This is a genomic window from Pseudomonas sp. NPDC087336 (genome assembly GCF_044744285.1).
Taxonomy (GTDB): Bacteria; Pseudomonadota; Gammaproteobacteria; order Pseudomonadales; family Pseudomonadaceae; genus Aquipseudomonas.
This window is the reverse complement of the sequence record NZ_JBIUYA010000021.1, coordinates 104,698-115,869: the sequence shown is the minus strand read 5'-3', so window position 1 is coordinate 115,869 and position 11,172 is coordinate 104,698. Positions and strand designations below refer to the sequence as shown.

Genomic DNA, 11,172 nt, shown 5'->3' with positions numbered 1-11,172 from the left:
AAAATCGAGTCTGAAAAATCCGATTATGACTGACGGCCGCCAACAGCAAGGGGGAGCAAGCTCCCCCTTCGGTTTTTACCGGACACTAGTGACGCCGAGCGTGGGAACGATCATGAATCGAGTAAGCGATACCCCACCCCCGCCTCGGTTACGATGAACCGCGGCTGCGTCGGGTCGTCCGCCAGTTTCTGGCGCAGGTGCCCGACCACGATCCGCAAGTAATGCGTGTCTTCGGTATGGGTCGGCCCCCAGATGTCCTTGAGCAGTTGCTGCTGGGTGATGACCCGCCCGGGATGCCGTGCCAATTGCGCCAGCACCGCGTACTCCTTGCGGGTCAGCGCGACTTCGCTGCCATCGAGCAATACCCGGCGATAGGCCAAGTCCACCGTCAGCGGGCCGAAAGCCAGCGCCGCTTGCTGGGCCTCGCCCACCGGCGCCTGACGCAATAGCGCGCGAATCCGCGCGAGGAATTCCTGGATGCCGAACGGCTTGGTCACGTAGTCATTGGCACCGCCATCCAGCGCCTCGACTTTCTGCCCTTCGCCGGCTCGCACCGAGAGCACCAGCACCGGCACCGTCGACCACTCGCGAAACTCGCGCAGCACCTGTTGGCCGTCCATGTCCGGCAGGCCGAGGTCGAGCACCAGCAAGTCCGGTTTGTTCAATGCCGCTTGCGCCAGGCCTTCGGTACCGGTACCTGCCTCCAGCACTTTATAGCCCTGGGAAGCGAGGCTGATGCGCAGGAATTTGCGGATTTGCGGTTCGTCGTCGATAACCAAAATGGTCGCGGTCTGGCTCATGAATTCACATCAATACAAGGAAGTGGCAAGAGAGTAGCGCAAGCGCGATCAGGCTTCACTTTCGGCTCTTAATTTTCAAAGGCTGGCTGCGCCTGCAGCGGCAAGTGCAAGGTGATGCAGGTGCCGCGCCCCTCGATACCGTCGCCGACACTGATCCGCCCGCCATGGGCACCGACCATGCCCTGACAGATCGCAAGCCCCAGCCCGGTGCCCTGCCCGCCACGATCACCGCGGGCGGCGGTGTAGAACATGTCGAAAATCTTCGCCCGCTCGGCCTGCGGAATTCCCGGGCCTTCGTCGCTCACCGAGAAAAACAGCTCTGTCTCGTCCGCCCCGGCACGCAATTGCAGGCGCCCATGGGCGGGCGAAAAGCGCGCGGCGTTTTCCAGCACGTTGACCAGCGCCTGTTCGATCAGTGCCGCATGCACGAACAGCAGCGGCAGTTGCGCCGGCACCTCGGTGCTGACCTGCAACGGCGCCAGTACGGCGCGCAGGCGATTGAGCGCACTGCCGACGATGTCCGCCGGCGATACCCAGTCCCGCGCCAGCTTCAACGCGCCGTGACCGAGGCGGGTCATGTCCAGCAGGTTTTGAATGTAGCGATCAAGGCGTTCGGCTTCATCGCGGGTGCCTTCGAGCAATTCACGGCGATCTTCCAGTGGAATGGCCTCGCCGAGGGCCAGCAGGCTATCGATGCTGCCGCGCATGGAGGTCAGTGGCGTGCGTAAATCATGGGACACCGACGCCAGCAAGGCACTGCGCAGTTGCTCGGTTTCGCCGTGCAACCGCGCGGCTTCCAGGTCATCGGCCAGTTGTGCGCGGGCCAGCGCCTGGGCCAGCGGCTGACTCAATGCGGTCAACAAACGCCGACGCTGGCCGCTCAAGGCCTGGCCTTCTTTCGCACACACACCGAGCAGCGCCAGCGGCCCCTCCTCCACCGACAGCGGCCACCACCACCAACGACCGAACGGCAAGGTCCCGGTGCCCGCGCCCGCCGGTTGATCGTGCTGCCAGGCCCAATCGGCGGCGGCGCGTTCGGCTTCGGTGAACTCCAGCGGGCCACCGGTTTCGACTTTCCAGCCGCCCTGACCGTCGCGATTGAGCAGGCACAGTTGCACATCACTCCAGCCGTTGAGGTGTTGGGTCGCTGCACTGATCACGGCCTGACGGTCGGTGGCGGCGGTAAGTTTGCGCGACAGGTCGAGCAATTCGCTGGTCTCTTCCTGGGTGTCACGCAGGGCCTGCAATTGCCGGCGCTGGCGTGCCGCAAGGTTGCCGGTGAGGGCCGCCATCAGCAGGAAGAACAGCAAGGTCAGCACGTCTTCTTCGCGCTGGATGCTGAAGGAAAAATTCGGCGGGATGAACAGAAAGTCGTAGGTCAGAAACGACAACGCCGCGCAGACCAGCGCCGGGCCAAGGCTGCTGCGCACCGCCACCAGCAACACGGCGGCGAGGAACACCAGCGAGATGTTCGGCAACGCCAGTACACTCGCCACCGCCCAGGCCAGGGCACTGGCCAACAGCGTCGCCACCACGGCCAGGGCATAGTCGAACCCTACCTGCGACTGCATCGAACGCTGGCGTGGCTGATGCTGTTCATGCTCGGTGTCGAGCACGTTGATTTCCAGCCCGCGGGCATTGCGCAGCAGGCGCGCCGCCAGACCGCCACCGAACAATCGACGACGCAGGCGCGGCCGCGACTGGCCGACCAGCACCAGGCTGGCGCGGCGTTCGGCGGCGTGCTGGATCAGGGTTTTGGCCACCTCGCCAGCCCGCAGCAGCACCACTTCACCGCCGAGGCGTTCGGCCAGTTGCTGGGCACCCTGCAGACGCAGCCGCGACTGCTCGTCACGCGCGCTGCCGTTATCCACATGCACCAGACTCCACGGCAGATGCCGACGTTGGGCGACGCGGCAGGCATGACGCACCAGGCGCTCGGCCTGGGCATCGCCATCGACGCCGACCAACAAGCGACCGCGCACCGTCGGCGCCGCCTGCCCCAGCTGGCGATAGCCCTGGGTCAGATCGTTATCGACCTGGGCGGCGGCGGTTTGCATTGCCAGTTCGCGCAGGGCGGTAAGGTTGGTCTGGGAGAAAAACGCATCAATTGCCGCCCGTGCCTGCTCCGGCACGTAAACCTTGCCGTCGCGCAGACGCTCGAGCAACTCCCGTGGCGGCAAGTCGATCAGCAGCAGTTCGTACGCTTCCTGCAACACCCAGTCCGGGAGGGTTTCGCGCACCTGCACGCCCGTAATGCCGCGCACCTGATCATTCAGGCTTTCCAGGTGCTGGACGTTGACCGTGGTGTACACGTCAATGCCCGCGGCGAGCAGTTCCTGAATATCCTGCCAGCGCTTTTCGTGACGGCTGCCGGGGGCATTGGTGTGGGCCAGTTCGTCCACCAGCACCAGCCTGGGCTTGGCCGCGAGCAGACCGTCGAGGTCCATTTCCTCGAGTTCCACGCCCCGGTATGACGAGCGTACCAACGGTAGTTGCGGCAAGCCGCCGAGCAACGCTTCGGTCTCGGCGCGGCCGTGGGTTTCGACCACGCCGGCAATGACTTTCACGCCTTGGCGCAGTTGGGTGTGGGCGGCTTGCAGCATGGCGTAGGTCTTGCCAACACCGGGCGCGGCGCCGAGAAAGACCTTGAGCCGGCCACGGCCATCGCGGGGCAGGTCTGCTAATAGCGCGTCGGCGCGGCCGGTGTCGCTCATGCTTTATGTTCTCTCTATTGATCGTTCCCACGCTCTGCGTGGGAACGATCGTCTACTAAAGTTTTTCCAGCGCCAGATTCAACTCAAGCACATTCACCACCGGCGGGCCTACCAACGGCTGTTCGATGTGCGCATCCAACAGGTTCTGAAGCGTCGCCACCGGCAGGTTGCGCGCCGCCGCGACACGCGCCAGTTGATAGGCAATCGCCGCCGGTGGCAAGTGCGGATCGAGGCCGCTGCCGGATGTGGTGACCAGTGCCAGCGGTACCGGCCCCTGCCCTGGCACCCGCAGCTTGTTGGCCTCATCGATCACCCGAGTAGCCAGGGCCGGGTTGCTCGGCGACAGGTTGCTGGCGCTGCTCGAAACGGTGGCGAAGGCACCGGCCGATGGTCGCGGGTGGAACCAGGCGTCGCCGACGAATTCCTGGGCAATCAGCGATGAGCCGCGAACCTTGCCGTCGACATCGCGCACCAGGCTGCCATTGGCCTGATCCGGGAAGGCGACCTGGGCCACGCCAGTGACAACCAGGGGATAGGCGACGCCGGTGATCAGGGTCATCAGGACCAGCAGGCTCAGGGCCGGGCGTATCATTGTGGACATCTCAAACTCCTCGAATTCGGTAAAGCGGTGTGCCTGGCACACCGCCCCAGGGTCAAACCAGATGCAGCGCCGTCAACAGCATGTCGATCGCCTTGATGCCCACGAACGGCACCGCAATCCCGCCCAGGCCATAGATCAGCAAGTTGCGCCGCAACAACGCCGCCGCGCTCGCCGCCTGCACGCGCACACCGCGCAACGCCAGGGGAATCAGCACCACGATGATCAAGGCGTTGAACACGATCGCCGAGAGAATCGCGCTCTGCGGGCTGTGCAGCTGCATGACGTTCAACACGCCCAGTTGCGGGTAGATCGCGGCAAACAGGGCCGGCAGGATGGCGAAATACTTGGCCACGTCGTTGGCGATGGAGAAGGTCGTCAGCGCGCCGCGGGTCACCAGCAGTTCCTTGCCGATCTGCACCACGTCCAGCAGCTTGGTCGGGTCGCTGTCGAGGTCGACCATGTTCGCTGCTTCGCGTGCCGCCTGGGTCCCGTCGTTCATCGCCATGCCCACGTCCGCCTGAGCCAGAGCCGGGGCGTCGTTGGCGCCGTCGCCGCACATGGCCACCAGACGACCGTCGTTCTGCTCGTGGCGGATCCGTGCCAGTTTTTTCTCCGGCGTGGCTTCGGCCAGCACGTCGTCCACGCCCGCTTCAGCCGCAATCGCCGCGGCAGTCAGCGGGTTGTCGCCGGTCACCATGACGGTGCGGATCCCGAGCTTGCGCAGCTCGGCGAAACGCTCGCGGATGCCGGGCTTGACCACGTCCTTGAGGTGGATAGCACCGAGCAGTTTGCCGTCGGCGCAGACCAGCAACGGTGTACCGCCGCTTTGCGCGATCCTGTCGACTTCCCGTAACAGGGCCGCAGGGAGATCAGCACGCTGTTTGCCAACGAACGCCAGCAACGAATCCACTGCGCCCTTGCGGTACACGCGCCCCTGATAGTCAACACCGGACAAACGGGTCTCGGCGCTGAAGGGCACGGCTGTCAGCACCTCGGCAGCCGGTTCCGGTTGCGGGTGAGTGCCGCGCAGGTATTCGACGATCGACTTGCCTTCGGCGGTGTCGTCGGCCAGCGAAGCCAGCAAAGCGCCTTCGGCCAGTTCCCTGGCGGTGACGCCAGGCGCCGCATGAACCGCCGAGCAACGACGGTTGCCGAAGGTGATGGTGCCGGTCTTGTCCAGCAACAGGACGTGCACGTCCCCCGCCGCTTCCACCGCACGACCGGACTTGGCGATCACGTTCAGGCGCACCAGGCGGTCCATGCCGGCGATACCGATGGCCGACAGCAAGCCGCCAATGGTGGTCGGGATGAGCGTGACCAATAACGCCACCAGGAACACCAGCGGCAGGCTGCCATTGGCGAAGTGGGCGAACGGCTGCAGTGTGACCACCACCAGCAGGAAGATCAGGGTAAGGCCGATCAACAGGATGTCGAGCGCCACTTCGTTCGGGGTTTTCTGGCGTTTGGCACCTTCGACCAGGGCGATCATGCGGTCCAGGGTCGACTCGCCGGGGTTGGCGGTGATCTTCACCAACAGCCAGTCCGACACCAGCCGGGTGTTGCCGGTGACCGCCGAGCGGTCGCCGCCGGATTCACGGATCACCGGCGCCGATTCACCGGTGATCGCCGCTTCGTTGACCGCCGCGATGCCTTCGATCACTTCGCCGTCCCCGGGGATCATCTCCCCCGCTTCGACGCGCACCACATCGCCTTTGCGCAGGTTGGCGGCCGGCACCACTTCAAACCTGCCGCTGCTGGTTTTGCGCCGGGCGCTCAAGCCCTCGCTGCCGGCCTTGAGGCTGTCGGCGCGGGCCTTGCCGCGACCTTCGGCCAAGGCCTCGGCGAAGTTGGCGAACAGCACGGTGAACCACAGCCATAGCGCGATTTGCGCGGCGACGAAGGTGGGTACCGCCGTGTCCGGCACGAAGCAGAGCACGGTGGTGAGGATTGCGGTCAGCTCGACCACCAGCATGACGGGTGCACGCTGCAACTGCCGTGGGTCGAGCTTGACGAAGGCTTGCACCAGCGCCGGGCGCCACAGGGCCGAGATAGCGGTTTTCGGTTGTTCCGGTGCCTTCGCGGCAACCGGTTTAACGACAGGCATATTCATCAAATAGTCCCTCAGAAGCCCATGCTCAAATGTTCAGCGACAGGGCCCAACGCCAGCGTCGGCAGAAAGGTCAAACCACCCACCAGCAAAATGGTCACGGTCAGCAGGGTCACGAACAGCGGACCATGGGTCGGGAAGCTGTTCTGCCCGATCGGTGCGGTTTTCTTCGCCGCCAGGCTGCCAGCCAAGGCCAATACTGGGAGGATGTAGCCGAAGCGACCGATCAACATGCCCAGGCCCAGCATCAGGTTGTGGAACGATGTGTTGGCGCCGAAGCCACCGAACGCGGAACCGTTGTTGGCACTGGCCGAGGTGTAGGCGTAGAGCAACTGGCTGAAACCATGGGCACCGGGGTTGCTCACCGAGGCCACAGGCCCTGGCAGGCTGGCGGCGATCGCACCGAGGACCAGCACGCCGACCGGCATGACCAGCAAGGTCACCACCAACAGTTGCACCTCCCGGGCCTGCAGTTTCTTGCCCAGGTATTCCGGCGTCCGGCCGATCATCAGGCCGGCGAGGAACACCGCGATCAGCACGTTGAGCAACATGCCATAGAGCCCCGCGCCGACGCCGCCGAAGATCACTTCGCCGACCATCATGTTCACCAGCGCGACCATGCCGCTGAGCGGGTTGAGGCTGTCATGCATGCCATTGACCGAACCGTTCGACGCCGCCGTGGTGGTCACCGACCACAGCACCGTGGCGGTGGTACCGAAGCGCGCCTCCTTGCCTTCCAGCGGTGCGGTCTGTTCGACGGCGACGTTGGCCAGGGTCGGATTGGGTTGGTATTCAGCCCACAGCGACGTCGCACCGCCGATCAAAAACAGCGCCAGCATGCAGGCGATGATCGCGCGGCTCTGGCGCAGGTCTTTCACGTAATGGCCGAAGGTGAACACCAGCGCCACCGGGATCAGGATTATCGAGGCGACTTCGAACAGGTTGCTCCAGGCCGTCGGGTTCTCGAACGGATGCGCCGAGTTGACGCCGAAGAAACCACCGCCATTGGTGCCCAGTTGCTTGATCGCAATCTGGCTGGCGGCCGGGCCCAGCGGGATCACTTGATCGACGCCCTGCACGGTCACGGCATTCACGTATTGCGCGAAGGTTTGCGGTACGCCCTGCCAGACCAGGTAAAGCGCCAACAGCAGGCACAGCGGCAACAAGCAGTAGAGGGTGGCACGGGTCATGTCGACCCAGAAGCTGCCGAGCGATGCCGTGGATTTGCGACCGATACCTCGGCACAGCGCAACCAGAACGGCAAGACCGGTGGCGGCGCTGACGAAATTCTGCACGGTGAGGCCGATCATCTGGCTCAAGTAGCTCAGGGTCGCTTCGCCGCTGTAGGACTGCCAGTTGGTGTTGGTCATGAAGCTGACGGCGGTATTGAACGCTTGCGTCCATTCCTGGCCCGGCAGGTTTTGCGGGTTCAGCGGCAAGTGGTCCTGGAACAACAGGATCGCAAACAACAGCACAAAACCCGCCAGGTTGAAGGCGAGCAAGGCCAGGGTGTACTTCTGCCAACTCTGTTCGGCCTGCGGATCAACGCCGGCCAGACGATAACAACCGCGTTCGACGGGCCCCAGGATCGGCGTCAGCCAGGTGCGCTGGCCTTCCATGACCTTGTAGTAGAAACGCCCGAGAAACGGCGCCGGGACCAGTACCAGTGCGAAAAACGCCAGGATCTGCCAAAAGTCATAACTGTGCATATCCGCTCCTAGTTCCGGTCCGCGCGCAACAGCGCAACCAACAGATAAATGAACAGCCCCACTGCCAACAGCAGTGACACTCCGTCCTGAACGCTCATGGAAGTTCTCCGTGTTACGGCGTATTGCCGCGTGTGGAGGTATTGTCGGCAGGGAGGCTGTAAAGGAACGAGACCGAGGGGTGTGGCGGGGCATTAAGAAAGCGTAAAGAGTGGGTTTATGGTGTTGTTACAGCGTTGCTCTGGCGGGCCTTATCGCGAGCAGGCTCACTCCTGCAGGTGAACAACGTCGAACAGGCATAGAATGGAACCACTGCGACATCCAATCGCTCAAAGTGGTATGCACGTTCGACAGGCGAAACCCTCGCCCGCCGACCGGCTTTCAAGGAGGTCCCATGCCCTGGTATGCCTGGTTGATTCTGGTGGTTGCCATTGGCTCTATCGTTGGCGGTCTGATGTTGCTGCGCGACACCGCCCACAAGGTTGAGCTGACCGATGAACAGCGCAAACGCGTCGCCGAACGCAATGCGGAAATGGACGCCAAGGAAGCGCAGGACCGCTAGCTGAAAAATCGTCCGAAGCCTTGCATGGCATTCGGACGATTTTCCTGCGGTTCAGGTCAACGAGCAGCGATCAAAAAACCGCTCGCGCCCCAGCGCCATCAATGCTGCGCGCTTGTGTGGAAAGTCGAATTCCTTCTCGCAATGAAACCCCCGGCCCTGCATATGCCCGATCATCTTCGCGTTGTCGGCACGGGGCTCGGCGACCACCCGCCGGGTGCGTGGATCATCGAGAAACAGGTAGTGCACCAGCGCCGACAGCCAGCTCGCTACCTTGTGCGGACCCCGGTGATGTTCTTCCCCCACCAGCATATGGATGCCACGGTCGTAATCATCCGCATCATAGAAGGGTGCGATGCGATCTTCCTTGGCCCAGTAGGCTTCGAAATAGGCAAAGGGTTGATCGTCAAAACAACCGATCAATGTCAGGGTATGGGGATCGTCCTGGAGTTTGCCCAAGTACTCTCGATGCTGTTGCAGACTGCCTTGCTCCTGCCAGAAATTCGCCACCCGAGGGCTGTTCTGCCAGCGATTGAAGCGCGCAAGATCCTCGTTGATATCCACCGTGCGCAGGGAAATCCAGGCCCCCAGCCGGACATCGAAACGCCGATACACCTCGCCACACGGTTTCGGCGGGCGCAGTGGGTGACGCTTGCCGCCGCTGATGACCATCTGCTGTGGGTAACAGCCCGTCAGCGAGTGGCCCAACCATGGCTGTGGCAACTGCCAGAACAGCGAACGTTCGCTACGGTATTGGCCAACCGTATCGGTAGGCACCAGCAATGCGCTGAGCAAGGCGGCAGGCGGAACTTCATCCAGTTGCCAGAGCAGTCGCTGGCAAGCAGAGTCACGGGCGAACAACCAATAACACGCGGCCCAGACGGCTCGATTGTCGAGGCTTGCTGCGCCCTCGTGCAACTGCAGCAGCAACTCGGGCTCGCGCGTCAGCTGCAGCTGGATCAGCGGCTGGCCCTCAAGACTGAGGCTCAGCCCGGTTGCGGTTTCATCGGCTACAAGACTGCTGCCGGTGGGTAAAGGCAACGCAGTCAGCACATTCGAATTAGACATGGGTCGGGCTCACGATATTCGTCGACAGGTCAACGGTTGACGTGAGCCGAACCTGGAAATTTAAGCGACATGAGCCGATACGCGACCTGCGGTGTCCGCTCAGTTACCCGGCACCGGCAATACCGCGATTTTATAGGGGTCGAAAATCCTCAGCATCTGGCCATTATCGCGCAACCCTTGCAGCAACTTGCCGAAGGCCTCACCGCTGATCGGCGCGGTCGGGCGCAGAATGGCGTAATGGTGATAGATCTGGTCAACCCGCTCGGACACCAGCAACTCATTGGCGACTTTCTCGTTGCGCAGAAAGTAGTCGCTCAGGTAGGACCGTGTGACCAGGGCGACATCGGCGCGGCCACGCAGCACCATCAGCAGGTTGCTGTCATGGGAATAGGTCAAGGTAGCGTTGTGGTGAGTGGCGAGGAACTTGGGATCGGCATTGAAATGGGCGAATTCGTAGTGGTACCCGCTGAACAATGCCAGGCGCTTGCCGGAGAGCTCACTGAAGTAGCCTTGCTGACGCTGGGGCAGGCGTTGCGCGACGAAGATTTCGGCATCTTCCAGGCCCATATCGACGCTGGTGTGGGGTATGTCTCTCCAGCCCCAGTCGGGGTTTTCGAAAATCGCCATGTCCACCCGGCCTTGCTTGAAGTCGCCGAAGCGGCGGGGAATGGAGGTGGGTACCAACACGAACCGGTACTCGCTTTGCAGGGTGTTGAGGGCCTCGACCAATTGCGGCAACAGGCCGGTGTCGGCACCGGACTCCGGGCGCACCGTATAGGGCGGAAAGTGTGCGGCACCGATGCGCACCAGTTGCGCGGCCTGGGTCGGCATGACTGATAACGTCGCGAGTACTGCCAGTAAAAGTCGCGAAGCCGTCCGTATTGGCGAAGACATCAAAACAACCCACTCCCCGAAATACTGCATCAATGCATTGAAGCTAGGCGGTTTCGCCCAGTTAGCCAGTTTCCTTACGACCCGCACACACGCCTTATTTGCCCGCCAGCACCAGAATCAAGGCCTCCTCGGCCAGTTGATCCAGGCTCATGCTGCCATCGGCACGGAACCAGGTGGTGGTCCAGGACAGCGCCCCGGTCAGGAAGCGCCGGGTGATAAACACATCGCCGCGGATAAAACCGGCGTTCTTGGCCTCACCCAGCACCTGCAGCCAGATGTCTTCATAGATATCGCGCAACGCCAGGACCCTGGCCTGCCCCTCATCGGACAGTGAACGCCATTCGTAGACCAGCACCGCCATCGCCTCGCCACTGCCGCCCATGATGGACTGCAATTCGCAGCGGATCAGCGCCAGGACCCGCTCGCGCACGTTTTCGGCCTCGGCGATGGCCGCACGCATCAACGCGGTGTTGTAGAGAATGGTCTCCTCCATCACCGCCCGCAGGATCTCGTCCTTGCTTTTGAAGTGATGAAAAATACTCCCCGACTGGATGCCCACGGCGCCGGCCAGGTCGCGCACGGTAGTACGCTCATAACCTTTGTTGCGAAACAGGTGGGCCGCCACTTGCAGCAACTTGCCCCGGGCGCAGTCCGGGTCGGTCAATTGCCCGCTGTCGACCAACTCGCGCATGACGCTCAAGGCTTTTTGCTCATCCACCCGTT

10 protein-coding genes are annotated in these 11,172 nt (G+C 62.9%); 1 reads left to right on the top strand and 9 read right to left on the bottom strand.

Going from position 1 to position 11,172, the window contains the following annotated elements; translation table 11 throughout:
* Positions 1-110: 110 nt before the first annotated feature.
* The 6 genes from ACIO0C_RS20990 to kdpF form a co-directional block, all read right to left on the bottom strand.
* A complete protein-coding gene (locus tag ACIO0C_RS20990; protein ID WP_401314952.1) occupies positions 111-800 on the bottom strand; it encodes a response regulator in 690 nt (229 codons plus the stop codon).
* A gap of 68 nt (positions 801-868) precedes the next feature.
* Positions 869-3,514, bottom strand: a complete 2,646-nt coding sequence (locus ACIO0C_RS20985) for a DUF4118 domain-containing protein (protein WP_401314950.1) — start codon at positions 3,512-3,514, stop codon at positions 869-871.
* A 55-nt stretch (positions 3,515-3,569) separates the two neighbouring features.
* Positions 3,570-4,115, bottom strand: a complete 546-nt coding sequence (gene kdpC, locus ACIO0C_RS20980) for a potassium-transporting ATPase subunit KdpC (protein ID WP_401314949.1) — start codon at positions 4,113-4,115, stop codon at positions 3,570-3,572.
* Between the two features lie 52 nt (positions 4,116-4,167).
* Complete coding sequence (gene kdpB, locus ACIO0C_RS20975; RefSeq protein ID WP_401314947.1) at positions 4,168-6,225, bottom strand: potassium-transporting ATPase subunit KdpB; 2,058 nt, start codon at positions 6,223-6,225, stop codon at positions 4,168-4,170.
* A gap of 11 nt (positions 6,226-6,236) precedes the next feature.
* A complete protein-coding gene (kdpA, locus tag ACIO0C_RS20970) occupies positions 6,237-7,931 on the bottom strand; it encodes a potassium-transporting ATPase subunit KdpA (RefSeq protein ID WP_401314946.1) in 1,695 nt (564 codons plus the stop codon).
* A gap of 8 nt (positions 7,932-7,939) precedes the next feature.
* Positions 7,940-8,029 carry a K(+)-transporting ATPase subunit F gene (kdpF, locus tag ACIO0C_RS20965; protein WP_401314945.1) on the bottom strand — a complete coding sequence of 30 codons (90 nt, stop codon included), beginning with the start codon at positions 8,027-8,029 and terminating at the stop codon, positions 7,940-7,942.
* 293 nt (positions 8,030-8,322) lie between these two features.
* Here kdpF and ACIO0C_RS20960 point away from each other — a divergent pair, with 293 nt between their 5' ends.
* On the top strand, positions 8,323-8,490 hold the full coding sequence (locus ACIO0C_RS20960) for a DUF2897 family protein (protein ID WP_272603176.1): 168 nt from the start codon (positions 8,323-8,325) through the stop codon (positions 8,488-8,490).
* 51 nt (positions 8,491-8,541) lie between these two features.
* On the opposite strand, the gene ACIO0C_RS20955 is transcribed toward ACIO0C_RS20960, so the two are convergent.
* The 3 genes from ACIO0C_RS20955 to ACIO0C_RS20945 all read right to left on the bottom strand — a co-directional run bounded on the left by ACIO0C_RS20955 (position 8,542) and on the right by ACIO0C_RS20945 (position 11,167).
* Positions 8,542-9,555, bottom strand: coding sequence for a GNAT family N-acetyltransferase (locus ACIO0C_RS20955; RefSeq protein ID WP_401314943.1), 1,014 nt, complete (start codon positions 9,553-9,555; stop codon positions 8,542-8,544).
* Positions 9,556-9,654: 99 nt separating this feature from the next.
* Positions 9,655-10,449 (bottom strand): substrate-binding periplasmic protein, encoded by a 795-nt coding sequence (locus ACIO0C_RS20950; protein WP_401314941.1) that lies wholly within the window; start codon positions 10,447-10,449, stop codon positions 9,655-9,657.
* A 94-nt stretch (positions 10,450-10,543) separates the two neighbouring features.
* A complete protein-coding gene (locus ACIO0C_RS20945) occupies positions 10,544-11,167 on the bottom strand; it encodes a TetR/AcrR family transcriptional regulator (protein ID WP_401314939.1) in 624 nt (207 codons plus the stop codon).
* Between the last annotated feature and the right edge of the window lie 5 nt (positions 11,168-11,172).